The organism is Clostridium thailandense (genome assembly GCF_019207025.1).
Classification (GTDB): domain Bacteria; phylum Bacillota; class Clostridia; order Clostridiales; family Clostridiaceae; genus Clostridium_AM; species Clostridium_AM thailandense.
In genome coordinates this window covers 24,569-44,690 of sequence record NZ_JAEEGC010000065.1, presented here as the reverse complement: position 1 = coordinate 44,690, position 20,122 = coordinate 24,569, and the positions used below count along the sequence as shown (strand labels likewise).

Annotated in this window: 20 protein-coding genes and 2 riboswitches; of the genes, 6 read left to right on the top strand and 14 right to left on the bottom strand. The window is 31.5% G+C overall.

The window, feature by feature from the left end; all coding sequences use genetic code 11:
* Positions 1 to 197 precede the first annotated feature (197 nt).
* The 12 genes from I6U48_RS14395 to I6U48_RS14340 all read right to left on the bottom strand — a co-directional run bounded on the left by I6U48_RS14395 (position 198) and on the right by I6U48_RS14340 (position 13,123).
* Complete coding sequence (locus I6U48_RS14395) at positions 198 to 1,370, bottom strand: ABC transporter permease (RefSeq protein ID WP_218321164.1); 1,173 nt, start codon at positions 1,368 to 1,370, stop codon at positions 198 to 200.
* An 84-nt stretch (positions 1,371 to 1,454) separates the two neighbouring features.
* Positions 1,455 to 2,174: an ABC transporter ATP-binding protein gene (locus I6U48_RS14390; RefSeq protein WP_218321163.1), complete on the bottom strand. Its 720-nt coding sequence runs from the start codon at positions 2,172 to 2,174 to the stop codon at positions 1,455 to 1,457.
* A gap of 19 nt (positions 2,175 to 2,193) precedes the next feature.
* Positions 2,194 to 3,663: an efflux RND transporter periplasmic adaptor subunit gene (locus I6U48_RS14385; protein ID WP_218321162.1), complete on the bottom strand. Its 1,470-nt coding sequence runs from the start codon at positions 3,661 to 3,663 to the stop codon at positions 2,194 to 2,196.
* Positions 3,664 to 3,886: 223 nt separating this feature from the next.
* Positions 3,887 to 5,257, bottom strand: coding sequence for an N-acyl-D-amino-acid deacylase family protein (locus I6U48_RS14380; RefSeq protein WP_218321161.1), 1,371 nt, complete (start codon positions 5,255 to 5,257; stop codon positions 3,887 to 3,889).
* Positions 5,258 to 5,634: 377 nt separating this feature from the next.
* On the bottom strand, positions 5,635 to 6,069 hold the full coding sequence (locus I6U48_RS14375; protein ID WP_218321160.1) for an RrF2 family transcriptional regulator: 435 nt from the start codon (positions 6,067 to 6,069) through the stop codon (positions 5,635 to 5,637).
* 161 nt (positions 6,070 to 6,230) lie between these two features.
* Positions 6,231 to 6,431, bottom strand: a complete 201-nt coding sequence (locus I6U48_RS29730; RefSeq protein WP_246615354.1) for a PLP-dependent transferase — start codon at positions 6,429 to 6,431, stop codon at positions 6,231 to 6,233.
* Positions 6,432 to 6,663: 232 nt separating this feature from the next.
* Positions 6,664 to 7,479 carry a TPM domain-containing protein gene (locus I6U48_RS14365; protein ID WP_376774561.1) on the bottom strand — a complete coding sequence of 272 codons (816 nt, stop codon included), beginning with the start codon at positions 7,477 to 7,479 and terminating at the stop codon, positions 6,664 to 6,666.
* Between the two features lie 80 nt (positions 7,480 to 7,559).
* On the bottom strand, positions 7,560 to 8,129 hold the full coding sequence (locus tag I6U48_RS14360) for a LemA family protein (RefSeq protein ID WP_218321159.1): 570 nt from the start codon (positions 8,127 to 8,129) through the stop codon (positions 7,560 to 7,562).
* A gap of 163 nt (positions 8,130 to 8,292) precedes the next feature.
* Positions 8,293 to 9,456 (bottom strand): amidohydrolase, encoded by a 1,164-nt coding sequence (locus I6U48_RS14355; RefSeq protein WP_218321158.1) that lies wholly within the window; start codon positions 9,454 to 9,456, stop codon positions 8,293 to 8,295.
* Positions 9,457 to 9,504: 48 nt separating this feature from the next.
* Positions 9,505 to 10,944 carry a MocR-like pyridoxine biosynthesis transcription factor PdxR gene (gene pdxR, locus I6U48_RS14350; RefSeq protein ID WP_218321157.1) on the bottom strand — a complete coding sequence of 480 codons (1,440 nt, stop codon included), beginning with the start codon at positions 10,942 to 10,944 and terminating at the stop codon, positions 9,505 to 9,507.
* Positions 10,945 to 10,998: 54 nt separating this feature from the next.
* Positions 10,999 to 11,820 carry a MetQ/NlpA family ABC transporter substrate-binding protein gene (locus I6U48_RS14345; protein WP_312891021.1) on the bottom strand — a complete coding sequence of 274 codons (822 nt, stop codon included), beginning with the start codon at positions 11,818 to 11,820 and terminating at the stop codon, positions 10,999 to 11,001.
* Between the two features lie 209 nt (positions 11,821 to 12,029).
* A riboswitch (SAM riboswitch) is annotated at positions 12,030 to 12,136 on the bottom strand.
* 84 nt (positions 12,137 to 12,220) lie between these two features.
* Entirely contained in the window at positions 12,221 to 13,123 is a 903-nt protein-coding gene (locus I6U48_RS14340; RefSeq protein WP_218321155.1) for a D-alanine--D-alanine ligase, read from the bottom strand.
* Positions 13,124 to 13,375: 252 nt separating this feature from the next.
* Positions 13,376 to 13,479, top strand: a riboswitch (TPP riboswitch).
* A 59-nt stretch (positions 13,480 to 13,538) separates the two neighbouring features.
* Here I6U48_RS14340 and thiD point away from each other — a divergent pair.
* From thiD to I6U48_RS14315, 5 genes are all read left to right on the top strand, one after another.
* Positions 13,539 to 14,342 (top strand): bifunctional hydroxymethylpyrimidine kinase/phosphomethylpyrimidine kinase, encoded by an 804-nt coding sequence (thiD, locus tag I6U48_RS14335; protein WP_218321154.1) that lies wholly within the window; start codon positions 13,539 to 13,541, stop codon positions 14,340 to 14,342.
* 34 nt (positions 14,343 to 14,376) lie between these two features.
* Entirely contained in the window at positions 14,377 to 15,201 is an 825-nt protein-coding gene (gene thiM / locus I6U48_RS14330; protein ID WP_218321153.1) for a hydroxyethylthiazole kinase, read from the top strand.
* Positions 15,192 to 15,803, top strand: a complete 612-nt coding sequence (thiE, locus tag I6U48_RS14325; RefSeq protein ID WP_218321152.1) for a thiamine phosphate synthase — start codon at positions 15,192 to 15,194, stop codon at positions 15,801 to 15,803. The genes thiM and thiE overlap by 10 nt, the downstream gene beginning before the upstream one ends.
* 307 nt (positions 15,804 to 16,110) lie before the next feature.
* Positions 16,111 to 16,917, top strand: a complete 807-nt coding sequence (locus I6U48_RS14320; protein WP_218321151.1) for an amino acid ABC transporter substrate-binding protein — start codon at positions 16,111 to 16,113, stop codon at positions 16,915 to 16,917.
* Positions 16,918 to 16,937: 20 nt separating this feature from the next.
* Complete coding sequence (locus I6U48_RS14315; protein ID WP_218321150.1) at positions 16,938 to 17,576, top strand: amino acid ABC transporter permease; 639 nt, start codon at positions 16,938 to 16,940, stop codon at positions 17,574 to 17,576.
* A gap of 48 nt (positions 17,577 to 17,624) precedes the next feature.
* Here the strand turns inward: I6U48_RS14315 and I6U48_RS30120 are convergent, their stop codons facing one another.
* Positions 17,625 to 17,750 carry a hypothetical protein gene (locus I6U48_RS30120; RefSeq protein ID WP_281421824.1) on the bottom strand — a complete coding sequence of 42 codons (126 nt, stop codon included), beginning with the start codon at positions 17,748 to 17,750 and terminating at the stop codon, positions 17,625 to 17,627.
* 233 nt (positions 17,751 to 17,983) lie between these two features.
* Between I6U48_RS30120 and I6U48_RS14310 the strand changes: the two genes are divergently transcribed.
* Positions 17,984 to 18,940 carry a patatin-like phospholipase family protein gene (locus I6U48_RS14310; protein ID WP_218321149.1) on the top strand — a complete coding sequence of 319 codons (957 nt, stop codon included), beginning with the start codon at positions 17,984 to 17,986 and terminating at the stop codon, positions 18,938 to 18,940.
* Positions 18,941 to 19,118: 178 nt separating this feature from the next.
* On the opposite strand, the gene I6U48_RS14305 is transcribed toward I6U48_RS14310, so the two are convergent.
* A complete protein-coding gene (locus I6U48_RS14305) occupies positions 19,119 to 20,087 on the bottom strand; it encodes a dipeptidase (RefSeq protein WP_218321148.1) in 969 nt (322 codons plus the stop codon).
* Between the last annotated feature and the right edge of the window lie 35 nt (positions 20,088 to 20,122).

Here is a 20,122-nt window from a genome sequence, read left to right as displayed (position 1 = left end):
CTACAAGTCTTAGCTCATATTTTTGAAAAAGCTTAGAAGATTTGATTGTTTGAGCACAGCGAGTTATCAAAGATTCTTAGCTTTTTTAAAAATATGGGCTTTAGACTTGTCAAAAGTATTTATCGTGCTGGAAGAATGTAAATATATCCCGGAGCATAAGTTAAGTGTCAGCCGTGGATGTCTATATATTTTTTAAGTTATTCAAATCTCAAGGCCTCAATTGGATTTAGTTTTGAAGCTTTATTTGCAGGATACATACCAAATATTACACCTACCGCTAATGAGAATAAGAAAGCAACTAAAACAACATTATTTGAAATTACAACGCTCATTTTAAAGTAGTTATTTCCAACATATGCAAAAGCATATCCAAATAATACACCAAGTATTCCACCTATGCCACTTATGCTACCTGCTTCAATTAAAAATTGCATAAGTATATTTTCTCTTTTAGCTCCTATAGCTTTTCTAATACCAATTTCTTTTGTTCTTTCAATAACTGATACCAGCATTATATTCATAATACCAATACCACCTACAACTAGTGATATCCCTGCTATACCAGATAACATTGTTGTCATGCTATCATTTGTTTGATTAGAGGTTTCCAGCAAGCTGGTTTGGTTAAATATTCTATAACTTTTCGTATCATTATTATATTTGTTATTTAAAAACAACTGTAAATATCCCATTGCTTCATCTACACTGTCTTTATCTGAAGCCTCAATATAAAAACTTCTAATATCCGTGCTTTTTACTAACCTCTGAGCTGTAGTTAAGGGAATTATAACCCTATCATCCCCTGAGTTTCCTCCACTACCTCCCTGTGTCGTTAAAACTCCAATTATAGTAAAATCATAACCATTTATGCTCATGGTTTCCCCTACAACATTCGTACTACCAAAGAGTTCATCTGCTACAGTAATTCCTATTACTGCAACTTTAAATCTATTATCTAAATCATTTTGTTGAATAGTTCTTCCACTAGCTATATCTAATTTTCTTATTTCAAAATAATTAGGTGTGCTGGCTTCCATATTGGTAGTTGCAGTTTTGTCTCCACCTTTAATATTTATGTTGTTTTGAGTTAGTGTAGGCGCAATATCTTTTATTCCTGGCTTTTGTCTTAATTCTTCTAATTCGCTAGTAGATACAGCTTTGTTTCTATTCCCTGTTATATTTACTGTTATAAGATTGGTTCCCAATTTCTCTATCTGCGAAGCAACTTTTTGCTTGGTTCCTTCCCCCATACCTACTAAGACTATAACAGAAGAAATTCCTATTATTATTCCAAGCATAGTCAAAAGAGACCTCACCTTATTTGACAGAATAGAAAAAAACGCCATCTTTAATATACTTGTGAATTTCATCTCTATTATTCTCTCCTTTACGGATTATAAATAATTTTTATAATTTTTGCTCAATTAAGCTTAAAACAAAATATAAATATTCTACTATTTATTATTTATCTCATCTGATGCTATAGTTCCATCTTTTATAGTTATTATTCTTTTTGCCTGTGCTGCAATGTCTCTATCATGAGTTATAAGAACTATTGTATTTCCTTCATCATTTAACTCTTTAAGAAGCTCCAAAACTTCTTTACCAGTTTTACTGTCTAATGCCCCAGTAGGCTCATCAGCCAATATCATCTCTGGCTTAGTAACTAATGCTCTTGCTATAGCAACTCTCTGCATTTGACCACCAGAAAGCTCAGCTGGTTTATGTTTAATGTGGTTTCCGAGGCCGATTTTCTCTAATCTCTCAATGGATCTTTGCTTTGCCTCTTTATCACTAACTCCTTGATATATAAGCGGCAATTTCACATTATCTAATATACTTAATTTAGGTAGAAGGTTATAGCTTTGAAATATGAAACCTATTTTCTTATTCCTTATTTCTGCTAGCTTACCATCACTGCAATTAGTATCTACTCCATCTAACATATATTGTCCTTCGGATGCCTTATCCAGGCATCCTATTATATTCATTAATGTAGATTTACCTGCACCTGAAGGACCTACAATTGATACAAATTCACCTTTATTTATAATTAAATTAACACCATAAAGTGCCTTAAATTCATTGCTTCCTGTCTTATATACTTTGCCAATATCTTTCATCTCAATAACGGCCTGTCCCAAATTAATCACCTCATTTTTCAATATAAACATCAATCTTGCTTATATCACATTAATTTCTGCCACCGCCACCTGAAGGTCTGGAAGCTCCTCCGAAACCACTCGCTCCGTTCATTCCATTTCTCATCATATTTTGATTATTACTGCTTGATTGTGGAAATTGTATTATTACGGTATCATTTTCAGATAGTCCACTAACTATTTCCACCATACTTTGGTTCTGTATTCCAGTTTCTACAGCCACTGGTCTACCTGGAATACTTGATGAACTTCTATTTGAACTATTCTGCCCTGCTGAACCGTTTCTTGATTGATTACTATTTCCTGTATTTGAATTACTATTTTTAGATTGAAAATTATTATTTTCTCTATTGTTTCCTTTACTGCCATTAGTTGAAGTATTATTTTGAACTGTTACATATTTCTTACCGTTTCTTTCTGTAATTGCCTCTGCTGGTACAGCTAATACATTTGTTTTCTTATCAACGGCAATAGTTACAGTGGCATTCATTCCTACTCTTAATCGATCTGAATTATCTAAGGATAATGTAACATCATAAGTAGTAACATTATTAGTTGTCTTTCCTACTGGAGAAACCTTCAACACATGACCTGTATAACTCTTGTCCTTTATATCATCTACCTTTACAGTTGCATCTTCTCCAGCCTTTACCTTATCTATATCCATTTCGTCTACTGGTACTACTATTTGCAAATCAGATGGATTTATAATTGACGCTATAAGTTTAGTATTGTCGACATAATCACCTTGTTTTATGTCTAAAGTTGATACAATCCCATCCTTTGGACACATTATTGAAGTTTTTGATAAATTGGTCTGCTGAGTATTTAAGTCATTTTGAAGCTGCTGTATTTGTAAGTTTATTGCTTGTATATTATTTTTTATAGTTGAATCATCAAGTTTAAATAAAGTATCTCCTTTTTTAACTGTACTGCCCGCAGATACATATACTTGCGAAATTTTTCCTGATGATGGGAAAGGTATAGGTATTTCTAATGATCCAGCCGTCATCATAGCTAAACCACCATATGCTGGTTTAAGAGAAGTTACATCATCTCCAGCCGCAGCAAACACTGATTTTACTATTCCATCAATAGGTGCTTTTATATACAAATTGTCTAAAGTAATCTCTAAATTCTTTAAATCTAAATTCTTTTGAGCTATATTATTTCTGTCTGTATCTATGTTCTTTTGTGAAGTAGTATCATCTATCCTACAAAACAAATCACCACTTTTAACAGTATCTCCTAATTTAAAAGGTAATTCTTGTACAATACCACCATTCGATGAATAAATATCTGTTTCCTCTGCTGAAGTAACCGTTCCTGTTCCATCAACTGTTACTGCTATATCTGTTCTTTTAACTTTAGCTGTTGCGAATCTAGTTGTAGTAGTTACTTTACTGCTTGTATATTTTTTATAACCATAGTATGATCCTCCTCCAACTACAGCTACTATAAGTAAAACTGCTAATATCTTCTTAATCTTGGAAACTTGCATAAAATTCTTCCTTTCTTTATAATAGCTTTACATTTTGGTACATATTAACAATTATTTTCCTTAACATTTTGTTTATCTTGAACTTCTTGAATACCTTTCTAAGTATATATATATGCGTTGACAGCTCAGTGTCAAACTTGTTAATGTTTTGTAAACAAATTTCATTCATTATTTTATATATAAAAAAATATTGCTCCGAAAATTAACTTCCGAAGCAACATTTTTATACCACTCTAATTGACTTTCCTGGCATTACCCCTTCTCTAATCTGACCTTTGTCAACTACTATCTTTCCATTTACAATTACATAATCAATTCCTTCTGGATAAGCATCTGGTCTTCCTTTGTCTGAAAAATCAGATTTATCAATTATCCTTTCCATATCAATTACCAGCAGATCCGCATCAGTTCCTAAATTTAATCTACCTTTATTACTAAAACCCAGTGCCTCGGCAGGTACAAGAGTACACTTTTTTACAGCTTCAATAACTGAAATAGATTTTTGTTCTCTAACCATTTTTCTAAAAAATCTTGGAAATGATCCTGCATTTTGTGGGTGGCATTCATCTATATTTCCTGTAGGACTTGGTCCTGTATCTGAAGATAGCATTACATAATCGCTTAATAGAGCTTCATAAATTTCATCCTCAACTCCAGTAAAACATATTATAACCGCATCTTCTTTATTATTTCGCATACTTCTATATAATTCTTCTGTTAAACTCTGCCCTTTGTGTTTACCTGATGCAATAAACATATGATTAAACTCCCAACCAAAGTTTTTGATATGCTCTTCATCAAACACACTAGTAACTATATGAGTTGCAAAAGAAGTATACATACCACTGTCAGCCCATATATTAAGGCCACTTTTTCTAGCATTACTAATTAGCTCTATTGCTTCACTCATTACTCCTGCACCATATTGATATACTAAATGAGATATTTGTACTGAGACTCCTGTAAGTTCAGCAATCTTAATTGCCTCTCTAAGAGAATCTAAATCGTCTGGAGCACTTAAACGAGTATGAATGGATACTAATCTTCCATGTCTTGCAGCAACACGGCTTAATTCTATTACTTCATCAAAGGAGGCACCTGGAGCATATTCAAGTCCAAAGGATAAGCCCACTCCTCCCTCTTTAAAAGCTTTTTCAGCTAAATCCTGCATCTGCTTAATTTGAGAACTAGTTGATGAAATATATGGATCTGTTACACCAACTCTTTCTCTTAAGCTGAAGGAATGACCTACAAATTGTGCTTGATTAATAGGAAATCCCTTTTTATCCTGTTCATCAAAAAACTTTTTTAAATCTATAGGACCACCACCACAATTTCCACCTACTGTTGTAGTAACCCCTTGAACCAGAGATAGCTTAGCACACCCTATATCACCATCAATGTGTGCATGAATATCTATAAATCCAGGACAAACTATTTTGTTTTTTGCATCAATCTCTTCTTTTCCCTTTATATCTTGTTCTGTAATTATGGATATCTTGCCTCCAGATATTCCTATATTACAATGAACTACACTTTCTCTCTCAGGGTTTACTAACTTTCCATTCTTAATTACTATATCCCAGATATCCATGTTTTCACCTCCTGAAACAATTATAAATTTTGACTTTCAATATAATTATACAATATTTATAATCTTTAAATTATTATGATTTATATTTTTATTCAAGAATTTAAAACCATTATTTTCATAAATATATATATATCAGTTATATATTATGCATTATAAAATAAAGTTTCCATAGCAATGCATTAGACTTAAATATAAAAAATCCAAAGACTCTTAAAAAGTCTCTGGTATTCCAGTCAGCTTAAAATTCTTTTATTTTCATAAGCAGTATTAACTAAAAAATACGATTTCTCTTAGATAAGAAAAATTGCCTTTAGTAAGCATATAAAATATACCAGTCTTTGTCAATACAAAAATAAATTATTATATATGACTTTTCTTTAAATAAAATACATATAATTATTTACTTCGCTTTTATATTTATTAACTAGGTCTTCCAATGTAACACTATCAAAATAGTCATTAATATTTCTATTTATCATATCCCATAGATTTTCATTTATACATCTATCCAGTGCATCTGAAGCATTGTTATTCCCAACGTTTACTAGTGATAAATCACCTTCCAAAGCTCTTAATATCTCACCAATAGTTATTGTATTTATATCCTTTGATAAGGTATATCCTCCTTGAGCCCCTTTTCTTCCTATAACTAGACCGCTCTTTCTTAATGCTGAAAAAATTTGTTCTAAGTATCCTTCTGAAATACTTTGTCTTTCTGAAATACTTTTTAATGTAACTACTTCAGAATTAGAATACAGAGCTATATCAATAAGTGCTTTTAACCCATATCTACCTTTAGTTGAAATCTTCACACAATCACCTTTCTATCAATTACATATTTAGTATAGCAATGTTCTTATATACCACTATTATTATATAAATAGAATACTTAAAAATCAATTTTAAATTGTATTTAATTAATCATATATATTTTTGCTAAAATATCTGTCTCCTCGATCTAGAAATATAGTAACTATATTACCGCTGGATTAAGATATTCTAATTTTGCAGATATATTAACTCCACTTTTTATATTAAAATCTTCTTTTAATATAAATAATATTATAGCTCCTGCTTCATTTGCTTGTTTTTTATGAATTTTATAGCCTGGATGATCTTCAAACCCTGGATAATAAACCTTATCTACAATAAATATTCCTGTTTTTGAAAACAAAAAACTCCTACCTCAATACAGAGGCAGAAGTTAACTTCCACTCAAAATCTCTTACACCCAATGGAGATTTCTCTCTGTCAGCTTCTATTCACTTACTTCTTCTCATCTTCGCCTTTTAATATTATTCCGATATATTTTATTTGATAATGAAATTATATGCATTATTTATTAATATATCAATAAATAATGCATTTATCAATTTGATTAATTTATGAATTTTTTAATAATATCTTTACCAGCCTCCTGAAGAACCACCACCACCGGAACTGCCTCCTCCAAATCCACCATGTCCTCCACCGCCAAAACCACCGCCGCCTCTTGGACCTCTTGGGCCTCTCCCCCAAAACGAGTTCCAAAACATTGCATATAATATAAATCTGCTTATCCTCGCTCTATTAAATATAATATCCAACATAAAAGCACCTAAAATAGAATATATTACAACAGGGCTTATAGTAATTCCTCTCTGTTGTTGTATTCCACTATTATCTTCTCTGTTCCCCTGCAAAGTTACATTATTTTCTTTTGCTATATCATTTGCAAAAGTTAAATAAGCGTTTCTCAAACCCTCGCTATATCTGCTTTCTTTAAAAAATGGTACTGCTGTATCATTCATAACTCTTGAAGAATATATATCCGTAATTACGCCTTCCAATTCTCTTCCTACTTCTACTCTCCACTTTTTATCATTTATTGATAGCAATATCAATAAACCATTATCCTTACCTTTTTGCCCAATACCCCAAGTTCTAAAGAGTTCATTTGCATAAGATTCTATATCTCTTCCTTCAAGCGAATTAACTATAACTGCTGTTACCTGTGAACCAGTTTTGCTTTCTAGTTCACTTCCGAGTGATATAATATAATTTTTTGTATCATCATCAATAATTCCAACATAGTCATTTATATATTTTAATCCAGTTGGCTCAGGTATATTTGAAGCTCCTTTTACAAAACAAGACAAAGCAACGATAAAAATTATCACAGGAATTATTATATTTAATATTAGTTTAATTAATTTAAACCTATTTTTTATTAGACTCATCATTCAGTCATCTCTTTTTATACTTTCTAAAACAGTTGTTTTACAGTCTATAATCACACTTAATTCTAGACTGCAAAATCAAACTATTTTGTAAAGTCTACCTTTGGAACTTCCTGTGCTCCCTGACTTGCCTTATAATATGGTTTCTGTGAAAAACCAAACATACCTGAAACTATCGAATTCGGAAATCTTTTAATAGATGTATTATAATCATTTACATAATTGTTATAATCTTGTCTGGCAATTGCTATTCTATTTTCTGTACCTTCTAAGGCAACAGATAAATCCTTGAAATTTTGATTGGATTTTAAATCCGGATATCTTTCAACAACTACTAAAAGTCTTGAAAGTGATGATGAAAGCTGAGCATCTGCATTTGCTCTATCCGTAATTGTTTGTGCCCCTGCGAGCTTAGCTCTTGCATTAGCAACATCAGTAAATATTGTTTTTTCCTGAGCTGCATATCCCTTAACTGTTTGCACTAAATTTGGTATCAGGTCTGACCTTCTCTGTAATTGAGCATCTATATTTGACTCTGCAGCGTTAACTTTCTGTTCAAGCCCTACAATGGAATTATAGCTGCCTATTAACGGCAAGAATATAATTGCTAATACAGCTAAAATAATTAAAGATATTTTTAATCCCTTATTCACGTATTCCACCACCATTTTAGATATTAATATATTTATTTTTAGGACTTTTGAAATAAATATACTAATCCAAAAGAAAAAACCTATTTCAGACATAGGTTTTGAAAGAATCCATTATATAGGCATCCACGGCCGAAAGTAGATTTAAATACTTTTGTTACAAGCCTTAACTCATATTTAAGAAATCTAAAGCAAATTGGGCATATAGTGCTGATCCTTTGTGAAGAGCATTTTCATCTACCATAAATTTATTATTATGATTCGAATAGATACCTATTTTTTCATTACCACATCCAAGAAATGCAAAGGCTCCCGGAATCTTATCCATAAAATAAGTAAAGTCTTCTGAAACTGTTAATTTTTCCATAGGTATTAAAATTTCATTTCCATACAATTTTATTGCAGAATTTATAGCTATATCTGTTAGCTTGTCATCGTTTATTAGCGGTGCTGGGCAATACTCATACTCTAATATTCCTTCTGCTCCATAAGTCTTAGCTGTATTGCTAACTATTTCTCTCATTTTACCTTCCAAGGAATTTCTTACTTCTCTTGAAAAAGCTCTAGTTGTTCCTTCCATTGTTACTTCATTTGCAATTATATTGAATCTGTCGCCCCCCTTTATTGTTCCAATAGTGATAACTACTGGTTCTAAAGGATCTATAGTTCTACTTACTATACTCTGTAAGTTCATAACCACTGCTGAAGAAGCAACAACTGCATCTATGCCTAGATGTGGAGTTGACCCATGACTTGCTAAGCCTTTTATTTTAATTCTAAAAGTGTCCGCTGATGCCATTCTTGCACCCTTCTCTATATTAAATTTCGAAGACTGCAAAGTTCCCCAAATATGCATACCAAATATGCCATCAACATCTTCCAGTACATTATCCTGTTCTATAATTTTCTTTGCTCCAACACAAGTTTCCTCTGCTGGCTGAAAAATAAATTTAATATTTCCCTTGATCTCGTCCTTTAGCTCAGATAATATTTTAGCAGCTCCTAGAAGCATTGCTGTATGACAATCGTGCCCACAAGCATGCATATATCCATTAGTGGACTTGAAAGTCAATTCTGTTTCTTCTTTTAACTCTAAAGCATCTATATCAGCTCTTAAAGCTACTGTCTTGCCTTTTTCTCTTCCTTTTAATATCCCTATAGCTCCAGTATTTTTTAGTCTTTTAGTTTCTATGCCAAAAGCCTTTAGTTCTCTCTCTATTATTTCCGTGGTCCTATATTCAGCCCATGATAGTTCCGGATTCTGATGAAAATCTCTTCTCATTGCAATAATATAATTTTCATATTTTTTTGCTAGTGATTTTACATCCATTTTTCTTCTTCCTTTCCTTGTTCATAAATACCTAGCATAGGTACTTTGTCATGTTTTGGATTTAATAACTTCACCAATTATCTTGAAACCTTTTTCTATATCTTCCTTATTTACTCTTGAAAATCCCAATCTTAAGGTGTTATATCCATTATCATCTGTATAAAATATATCACCTGGAGTAAATACTATTCCTTTTCTATAACACTCCTTTAATACATCTCTTGAATTTAGCTCTTGTAATTCTAAAAATATATGAAGACCACCTTCACCAAATATTTTTTTATAAGGAATATATTTTTCTGCACATCTTAATGCAAATTCATATTTTTCCTTATAAACTTTTCTAGCTTTTTTAATATACTTTTCAAAATTCCCACCACTAAGATAGTCATAAAAAATAGCCTGATCCAAAGAAGATGTGTGAATATTTTTGCTTCTTTTTACACTTTCTAGGTATTCTATTAGTTTTCTATCAGCTAATATCCATCCTATCCTTATTCCTGGAAAAAGTATTTTTGAAAAACTACCTATATATATTACGCCATTTCCTCTCCCACTTAATGCCGCAATAGGGGCAACATGAGCTCCAGAATACCTTAATTCTTCATTAAAACCATCTTCAATTATAGGAATATCATATTGTTTTAACGCTTTATATAACTCAATTCTTTTTTCTACAGACATTACAACTCCAGTCGGATTATGGTATGACGGAATAAAGTAAGATAGTTTAAATTTATTTTTTGAGAGTTCATCTTTTAACTTACTTATGTTAACACCATCATCCTCCATAGGTACTCCTATAATATCTAAATCATGAAGCTTCATAATTTTTATAGCAGTATTATGTGTAGGGTTTTCACAAAGTATTTTATCTCCTTTTTCAGTAATACTGGATAAAATCAAATTAAATCCCTCAGTAAAGCCATTTGTTATAAGTATGTCTTTTTCTTCTGTATCTACACCCTTATTAGACATGTATTTAAATAGATATTGTATCAATGCTCTATACCCTTGAGCATATCCATAGTTTAATATTTTTTCTCCTTCTATAGATATCCTATTTAAAAAAGCCTTTTTGAATTCTTCCACATCAAAAAGGCTTTCATCAGGTGCTATGCTCTTAAATGATATCATACCCTTTTTCCACTTGGTCTCATGTTTTATTATATCTAAATCTTCAGCGAATCTTGCATAATCATTTATCTGATTGCTCCAGTCCATATTCCATTTTTCTTGAATATCTACCTTCACATCTGATACAAAGGCTCCTTTTCCTTTTTCCATATATATAAAGCCTTCGTCTACAAGAAACTCATAAGCAGAAATTACAGTATTTCTACTGATACTAAGTATAGAAGAAAGTTCTCTAGTAGAAGGTAGTTTTTCACCACTTCTGAGCATCCCTCTAAGTATCATATCACTTATATAATTTTTAATTTGTACATATACCGGTGTTTCTTTATCTAATTTTATATCTAAAAACATATTTTCACCTCATATATATTTTCACATATATGAGGCAAGAAATAAAGATTTATATTAAAATGCTGGTATTATGCTTCCCTTATATTTATCCTCTATAAATTTCTTAACCTCTGGTGTATTTAATGCTTTAGATAAAGCTTGAATGTATGGCTTGTCCTTATCTTTCTTTCTAACAGCAATTACGTTAGCATATGGTGAATCCTTTGATTCTATTGCAATAGCATCTTTAGTAGGGTTTAAGTTCGCTTGGATTGCATAGTTTGTGTTAATAACTGCAGCATCTACATCATCTAAAACTCTTGGAAGCTGTGGTGCATCAAGTTCTTTAATTTTTATATTCTTTTTATTTTCAGTTATATCTAATTTTGAAACTAATTCTCCATCCTTTAACTTTATAAGTCCTGCACTTTGTAATACTTTTAGAGCTCTAGCTCCATTAGTTGAATCATTTGGTATAGCTATTTCAGCACCATCTTTTAATTCTTCTAATTTTTTAACCTTTTTTGAATACACTCCCATTGGTTCTAAGTGAACTTTAACTGTATAATCTAATTCAGTATGTTTTTCTTCATTAAACTTAGTTAAGTATGGTATATGTTGAAAGAAGTTTGCATCAAGCTCTCCATCATTTAAAGCTATGTTTGGTGTTACATAATCAGTAAACTCAACAATTTGAAGATCGTAGCCCTCTTTTGCAAGTACTGGCTTTATTTGCTCAAGTATTTCTTTATGAGGTACAGGGCTTGCACCTACTTTTATAACCTTTTTGTTATCTTTATTTGAAGCAGTAGTATCTGCTGCTTTCTTTTCTCCACATCCTGCTAATGCAAAAACAAAAATTAATGACACTATAAGTGATAAAATTCTTTTCATAATTATAATTCCTCCTAATATTTTAGTGTTAAATTGAACTAAAATTTATATGCATTTGTAATATTTCTTAATCTACAAAAGCAAAATTGTTAGTTTAGATGGCTAAGTGATTCAATCCGCATCTATAAGAATACAAATATTTTTGCCGGCTATATTCTTATTAAATGCAAAATTAAAAGCTCGAGGAAACCTCGAGCTTAATCTCAACGTAATCCTCATCTCTCAGCCTTCGCTGCTGGAATTGGCACCAATGTATTATATAAATAATACTGGTTGCCGGGCTTCATAGGGCCAGTCCCTCCGCCTCTCTTGATAAGCAAGATTCATTATTCAATTTACTAATTAGGATTATACTAAGTTAATTACAAACTGTCAACACCTTTTTATAAGCAAAAATATTCTATTACCTAATTTCTCTTAGTGAAATTTCTGTTATTGCATCTAATAATTCTGTGAATGACATATTTACAGCTTTAGCACTCTTAGGGAAAAGACTATTTTTAGTCATTCCTGGTAATGTATTAAGCTCAAGCACATAAGGTACTCCTTCTTTTATTATCATGTCAACTCTCACGTATACACTGCATTTTAAAACCTTCCAACATTGTAAAGCCATTTCTTCTATTTTCTTCTGTAGTCCTTCTTCAAATTGAACTATAATCTCATCTGAACCACCATCTGCATATTTTGCTGTATAATCAAAGAATTCAGCTTTTGGTTTTATAGCAATTACAGGAAGAGCTTTTCCATCTAGTATACAGCAAGTAATTTCATCACCTTTTATATACTTTTCTATAATAACTTCTGTATCATAATCTAATGCCAGTTTTACTGCAAATTCTACATCTTCTTTTTTCTTTATTATATTAGTTGCTACACTTGAACCTCCTGAACAAGGTTTTACAACTACAGGATATTCCATTTTATCTATATAATCATAATCTATTTCTTCAATACTTTTTACACATGCCCAATCTGCAGTATTGATTCCTGATGCTCTTAATATCATTTTTGTCATATCCTTATTCATGCACACACCACTAGTTAACGGACCGCATCCTGTGTAAGGAACATCCATGGTTTCAAGTACTGCTTGAATTATACCATCTTCTCCAAATTTACCATGAAGTGCTATAAATGCAGCATCTATGTCTTTTGCTTTTTCGAATATGTCATCTTTTTTATCTATTACAATAGGAACAACCTCATATTTATTCTTATCAAAGCAGTTTGCTATCTCTTTTCCTGAATTTAAAGATACTTCTCTCTCGGAAGATATTCCTCCCATAATAACTCCTATTTTCATTCTTATTCCTCCATCAATCATTTTTACTCTTCTTACTATATTCTATACTTTAACCTAAATATTGAAAGTACCACCCAATATGATTTTTTTACTATAGGTGGTCTTCTATAGATACCCATACCAGACATTTAACTTATACGAAGGTATATGTTGCCAAAGCGGTCATACAAGTTAAATGTCGGCCGCAGATATCTATAAATTTACTATTGATAATCCTGCTGAATGTAGTAAAATAAAAGCATAAAACAAAATAGTATTTTGTGGGGGTGCCTATTGACGGCTGAGAGGAGCAATGCTCTAACCCTTTGAACCTGATCCAGTTAAAACTGGCGTAGGGAAGCAACTATAATTTGATTGATTTAGTGTATTGCTTTTCCGCAATACACTTTTTTAATTTTTCAAAGAGGTGTTATATATGAAAAAAGTATTAACAATTGCTGGCTCTGATAGCTGTGGCGGTGCTGGTATACAGGCAGATTTAAAAACCATGAGTTCTCTTGGTGTTTATGGAATGAGCGTCATCACAGCAGTGACAGCTCAAAACACAATAGGAGTTCAAGATGTCATGGAAGTATCCAAAGAGTTAGTAGAGGCTCAAATAAGATCCATATTCGATGACATAAAAGTTGATGCTGTAAAGATTGGGATGGTTTCCAGCACAGAAATTATTAAAGTAATAAAAGACTTACTAATAGAGTATAAAGCAAAAAATATAGTTGTGGATCCAGTAATGGTTTCTAAAAGTGGATATTTTTTACTTAAGTCTGAAGCTCAAGAAGCAATAAAAGGATTAATATCTATCGCAGATGTTGTAACTCCAAACATTCCCGAAGCTGAAGTTCTAACAGGCATAAAGATAGAAAATGCTGATGCTATGAAGGAAGCAGCACTAATGATTAAGAAAACTGGTGCCAAAAATGTATTAATAAAAGGCGGACATAGATGTAATGATGCAAATGATATATTACTTTGCGAAGATAAATTTATAACACTAGAAGGTTTCAGAATAGAAACTAAAAACACCCATGGTACAGGATGTACCCTATCTTCTGCAATAGCATCACATTTAGCAAAAGAGTACAGTGTTAAGGACTCTTTATCTTTGTCAAAAGAATATATAACAAAAGCAATACAGAACTCTTTTTCTATTGGTGAAGGTGTAGGTCCTGTTGGACATTTCATCGAACTTTACAAAAAAGCTGGTCTTTCTTACGAATAAAATTAAACATTTTTATATTGGGAGGTAATTGATAATGACTAATAACCTAGAGAATTCAAATTATACTAATGAGGTTTGTAATGTTCTAAATGATTTAAGAAAAAAGATTCCTCTTGTACAATGCATAACTAATTATGTAACTATAAACGATTGTGCTAACATACTTTTATCTTATGGTGCTTCTCCAGCTATGTGTGAGGCTTATGATGAAGTTTTTGACTTTGCAAAGATTTCCTCAGCTCTTTATATTAATGTTGGAACTCTAACTAAGGAACAAGAGGAAGCTGCTGTACTTGCAAGTATATCTGCTAAGGTAAATAATACTCCAGTTGTATTAGATCCAGTTGCTTGCGCTGCTATTCCAAGAAAAAATTCAGTAATAAAAAGAATTCTAGAACTTGGAAGAGTCGATGTTATAAAAGGAAATATTGGTGAAATTAAATTTTTAGCTGGCGAAGCATCTGAAGTTCGTGGAGTAGACTCATTGGACAATGGTGAAGGCGCATTAGACTCCTGCATGCTGCTTGCAAAAAAATATAATTGCGTTGTTGCTGCTACTGGAAAAGAAGACTATATAACAGATGGATCTCGTTCTGCTATTATAAAAAATGGTACAGATATGCTCACTAAGGTAACAGGAGCTGGCTGCATGGTTGGCGCTCTTTGTGCTGCTACTGCTGGAGCATATGAGGATAAATTCATATCTACTGTATGTGCAATTCTTTCAATGAATTTATCTGGTGAAGAAGCATATGAAATGTGCAAAGTACCAGGAAGCTTTAGAGTTAAATTAATTGATTGTATATATACATTGTCTACTGAAAAAATAATGAAAGAAGGTAATATATTATGGCAGTAGATTATAGCTTATATCTTATAACAGATAGAAGCTTTCTAAATGGAAGAAACTTAAAAAATGTAGTTGAGGAATCTATACTTGGAGGTGCAACTATGATCCAAGTAAGAGAAAAAAATATATCTACAAGGGAATTTTATAAAGTGTCTTTAGAAGTACAAGAAGTAACTAATTACTATAAGATTCCACTAATTATAAATGATAGAATGGATATTGCCCAAGCAATTAATGCTGATGGAGTACACTTAGGACAAGATGATATGCCTTTAACTATAGCAAGAAAAATACTTGGCAAAGATAAAATCATAGGTATATCAGCTGGAAATTTAGAAGAAGCTCTAGAAGCCCAAAAAAATGGTGCGGATTATTTAGGTATAGGCGCAATTTTCTTTACAGGAACTAAGAAAGACATAGATGTACCAATTGGTATAGAAGGATTAAAATTAATTTATGATAAAATAGATATACCAGCTGTAGCCATAGGCGGTATAAGCGAAGTAAATTTTAAAGAAGTCTTAAATACAGGTATTGATGGAATTTCTGTTATTTCAGCAATTCTAGGTAAAGATGATGTAAAATCCGCTGCTAAAGCATTAAGACTATAGATATACATGGCCGACACTTAACTTATACTTCGGAATATATTTATATTCTTCCAGCACTATAAATAGCCAAGAGTAGACTTATACTATAAACAAGTTTACTTTTGGCTATTTTTATTTGTTTTATTCTTGTATCTTATCTACTCATCGTACTTATTTTATTTTTTAGCTTATATGTTAGCATTATACTTCTATACAATTTTTTATATTCATAAAAATTTAATTTTTGTCCTTCTATCACTTTACAAATTTAATTCACTAAAGTATAATAGGTACTGTAATAAAAATAAAGTTATTTGGAGGTAAAAAAATGAAAAAGAAATTAGCGTTGTTAACAATAATGATATTTGTACTAGGACTGTTGGTTTCTGGATGTGGACAAGCTAAACAAACAGAAGATAATTCACTAAAAGATATTAAGCAAAAGGGAAAATTCGTAGTTGGATTAGATGACAGCTTTCCTCCTATGGGATTTAAAAATGATAAGGGAGAGATTGTCGGTTTCGATATAGATATGGCAAAAGAAGCTGCTCAAAGAATGGGAGTGAAAGTAGAATTTAAACCAGTTCAATGGGATGGAATTATTCTTAGTTTAAATAATAAAGATATAGATGTAATTTGGAATGGTTTAACTATTACAGATAAGAGAAAAGAACAAATAGATTTTTCAAAAGTGTACTTACAAAATAAACAAATAATAGTTGTAAAAAATGACTCCTCAATCAAGACGAAAAAAGATTTAGCTGGTAAAGTTGTGGGATTACAGCTTGGAAGTAGTAGCGAAACTGCGTTAGCTGCAGATACAAATACTTCTAAGTCTTTAAAAGAAACTAAAAAATACTCAGACAATACTGAGGCATTAATGGATCTAAGTCAAGGTCGTTTAGATGCTGTTGTTGTAGATGAAGTGGTTGGAAGATACTATATCTCAAAGAAACCTGGACTATATAAAACTCTTGATGAAGATTTTGGAAAAGAAGATTATGGCGTAGGAATAAGGAAGACTGATAAAAGCTTTAAAGAAGAATTAGACAAGACTCTAGACGCCATGAAAGCTGATGGAACTGCTGATAAAATATCTCAAAAATGGTTCGGAAAAAATATCATTACAAAGTAGAAAGATAGGATGTGTTATAAATGTCTAATCTTATGGATGTCACAGGATTTATACTAAAGGGAAGTTTAATATCTTTGAAGCTTTTTATAATAGTATCTGTATTTTCAGTACCTTTAGGAATTTTAGTAGCTATAGGAAAAAACTTGAATATAAAACCCTTGCAAACTGTTTTGAGCTTGTACACTTGGGTTTTTAGGGGAACTCCATTGCTATTACAACTATTCTTCACTTATTTTGGCCTTCCTGTAATAGGTATAAGATTAGAGCCATTAACTGCAGCCAGTATTGCTTTTACTGTAAATTATGGAGCATACTTAGCTGAAATATTTCGTGCAGGTATTGAATCTATAGATAGAGGCCAATTTGAAGCTTCAAAGGCTTTAGGTATGAACTACAGACAAACAATGTTGTACATTATAATTCCGCAAGCAGTAAAAAACGTTATTCCTCCTATTTGTAGTGAAAGTATAAATCTTATAAAAGATACGGCACTAGTGGCAGCTATTGGTATAGGTGATCTTTTAAGAGCTGCAAAAGAAGTTGTAACCAGAGATTTCACCATAACACCATTTATAATAGCTGCTGCCATATACTTACTTATTACATCATTTTTAGTTCTAACCTTTAGATCAATTGAGAAAAAATGTTCCTATTATTAATCTTACTATTAAAACTTAATTAATAAATTTTTTAAAAACAAGTTTTTGTTATCTATCACTAACAAAACTTGTTTTTTCTTTTCTCTTTTCTTTTTTACTAGGATTATCTAAACATTCTTTTAAACACTCCTCAATTACATCCATTGTTATTTTAAAACTATTCTTTTCTTTCATTGTTTCTTCCTCCTTATATAACATACAATTTATGAGCTTATTTACAAAAAATGTAATTTCATTGTACCACATTTCATTGTTTTAAAATATAGTTTTTCAAAATTAATTTAAAATTTTTCCATATTTAATTAACCTTTCACTATGTATTTTAATAATATATATATATACAAAGTTCACTCAAATGGTGCTATAGATATTCAATCTCCAAATTTGAGGAGGTGTTTTATATTAATATGAAAAAAGCCGATGCTGTTTTTGAAGGTGGGGGAATGAGAGCTATAGGCATAGTTGGTGCCCTAACCTACCTAGAAGCTCAAGGCTATAGTTGGCAAAGAGTCGCTGGAACTTCTGCTGGAGCTGTAATAGCAGCTCTAGTAGCGGCAGGTTACAATACTAAAGAATTAAAAAAGGTTTTATTAGAGATGAATTTTAAAGACTTTTTAGATAAGGACGGATTTCAAAAACTTCCGCTGCTCGGTAAAGCCCTTGGCTTTTTACTTCAAAAAGGAATTTATTCAGGAGATTATCTTGAAGATTGGATAAATAATTTGCTTAAAGCTAAAGGAGTGCAAAAATTTAAAGATGTAAGCCGTGATGGAGAAAGCCAGCTTAAAATAATAGCTTCAGATATAACTTTACGAAAAACTTTAATTCTCCCCGATAGTTTAGTTGACTATGGCATTGACCCTATGAATTTCCCAATAGTTAAAGCAATACGAATGAGTATTAGTATACCTTTCTATTTTAAACCAGTAGAATTTATACATGCACATGGTAAAAGTTATATAGTTGATGGCGCTGTGTGCTGCAACTTTCCAATAAATATTTTTGATATTGATGGAATTCCAAGATGGCCGACTATAGGATTTAAATTTGATGTTCCCGAAACTAGCAATACACGCCTTGGAAAAAATGATCCTTTATCTTTTCTTATGGACATTGCAAATACTCTTTCAGTTGAAAAAAATAGAGAATGGTTAAAAAGCGAAAACCTATCTAGAACTGTACTTATTCCTACTGAAGGCGTAAATGCTACTTCATTTAACATATCAACAGATAAAATTGTGGATCTTTTTAGATCTGGTTATAGAAGTGCCGCAAAATTTCACTCTCAATGGTGTTTTGATGATTATATTAGAAAATACAGATCTAGTGATATCAAGACTAATTTTTCCATAGAAGCGAAGTAGTATTTTTAGAGGACAGTGAAGGAAGAAAACTCACCTTCACTGTCCTTTACCTATGTCAATTGTCCTCTAAAAATACTGAGATTTAGACTTATCAAAAGTATTTATTGTGCCGGAAAAATGCCAATATATCCTGGAGGATAAGTTAATTGTCGGCGGTAGATGTGTCTATATTTTCAATTTATTTTAAGACCTCTTCAAATACACGCATTATGTTTCTGTATGTTATTTTTTCTATATCCTCTTTTTTATATCCCTTTTTACTTAAAATATCCAAGAAGCTCAATACTTTAGATGCATCTTCTATTCCTGGTGTTAATACTGATTTTTCATCAAAAAATAGCTTATCTAAATCCATAAACTCACAAAAATCAAACCCTAATCCAACATAATCGATACCAACTAAGCTAGTAATATAGTCAATATGCTCAGCTAATTTTTCAGCACTTGGACTTTCAGTATCAACAAATTCCGACCAAGCATTAATACCAATTATACCTTTACGTTTTGCAATTGCTTTAATTTGTTCGTCCTTCAGATTACGTACAGAAGGGCAAATTCTATAAGCATTTGAATGAGATGCAATAAAAGGTTTTGTTGTGTTTTTATAAATATCCCAAAAGGTTTTTTCATTTCCATGAGATACATCTATCAATATTCCTAATTCTTCAAATCTTTTCAAGGCCTTAATTCCAAGCTCAGTTACACCCCGATCTAGATTTTTACTTCCTATACCAGTTGCAAATTCATTTTCTTCATTCCATGTAAGCATTGCATGTCTTACTCCTAAAGTATAAAGTAAACTTATAATATTAATATTCCCTTCTAATCCACTAAGGCCCTCCATACCTAAAATTATAGAAAGCCTTCCTGAATTCTGTATATTTTTAATATCGTCAACATTATATGCCACAGCTGCACAGTCTTTTGCCTCCCGAAATTCATCACAAGCTGATCCTAAAATATCTAACATTCTTTTATTAGGCTCATTAACAAATGGAGTATCAATCCATAACGCTAATATAGTACCTCCTATACCACCTTTATTTAACCTTTGTATGTGATGATTCTTTAAAACATTTCTTTCGCCCTGTGCTCTTCTATTAGCAATATCAATTAATATATCAGAATGACAATCAAATACCTTCACTTCTCCATCCTCCTCATACCTCTTTATAATCTTAC

What these genes read in the sequence shown, in the direction of transcription:
- I6U48_RS14395 (WP_218321164.1), bottom strand. Translation starts at nt 1,370, where the DNA reads ATGAAATTCACAAGTATATTAAAGATGGCGTTTTTTTCTATTCTGTCA.
- I6U48_RS14390 (WP_218321163.1), bottom strand. Translation starts at nt 2,174, where the DNA reads ATGTTTATATTGAAAAATGAGGTGATTAATTTGGGACAGGCCGTTATT.
- I6U48_RS14385 (WP_218321162.1), bottom strand. Translation starts at nt 3,663, where the DNA reads ATGCAAGTTTCCAAGATTAAGAAGATATTAGCAGTTTTACTTATAGTA.
- I6U48_RS14380 (WP_218321161.1), bottom strand. Translation starts at nt 5,257, where the DNA reads ATGGATATCTGGGATATAGTAATTAAGAATGGAAAGTTAGTAAACCCT.
- I6U48_RS14365 (WP_376774561.1), bottom strand. Translation starts at nt 7,479, where the DNA reads ATGATGAGTCTAATAAAAAATAGGTTTAAATTAATTAAACTAATATTA.
- I6U48_RS14355 (WP_218321158.1), bottom strand. Translation starts at nt 9,456, where the DNA reads ATGGATGTAAAATCACTAGCAAAAAAATATGAAAATTATATTATTGCA.
- pdxR (WP_218321157.1), bottom strand. Translation starts at nt 10,944, where the DNA reads ATGTTTTTAGATATAAAATTAGATAAAGAAACACCGGTATATGTACAA.
- I6U48_RS14340 (WP_218321155.1), bottom strand. Translation starts at nt 13,123, where the DNA reads ATGAAAATAGGAGTTATTATGGGAGGAATATCTTCCGAGAGAGAAGTA.
- thiD (WP_218321154.1), top strand. Translation starts at nt 13,539, where the DNA reads ATGAAAAAAGTATTAACAATTGCTGGCTCTGATAGCTGTGGCGGTGCT.
- thiM (WP_218321153.1), top strand. Translation starts at nt 14,377, where the DNA reads ATGACTAATAACCTAGAGAATTCAAATTATACTAATGAGGTTTGTAAT.
- thiE (WP_218321152.1), top strand. Translation starts at nt 15,192, where the DNA reads ATGGCAGTAGATTATAGCTTATATCTTATAACAGATAGAAGCTTTCTA.
- I6U48_RS14320 (WP_218321151.1), top strand. Translation starts at nt 16,111, where the DNA reads ATGAAAAAGAAATTAGCGTTGTTAACAATAATGATATTTGTACTAGGA.
- I6U48_RS14315 (WP_218321150.1), top strand. Translation starts at nt 16,938, where the DNA reads ATGTCTAATCTTATGGATGTCACAGGATTTATACTAAAGGGAAGTTTA.
- I6U48_RS30120 (WP_281421824.1), bottom strand. Translation starts at nt 17,750, where the DNA reads ATGAAAGAAAAGAATAGTTTTAAAATAACAATGGATGTAATTGAGGAG.
- I6U48_RS14310 (WP_218321149.1), top strand. Translation starts at nt 17,984, where the DNA reads ATGAAAAAAGCCGATGCTGTTTTTGAAGGTGGGGGAATGAGAGCTATA.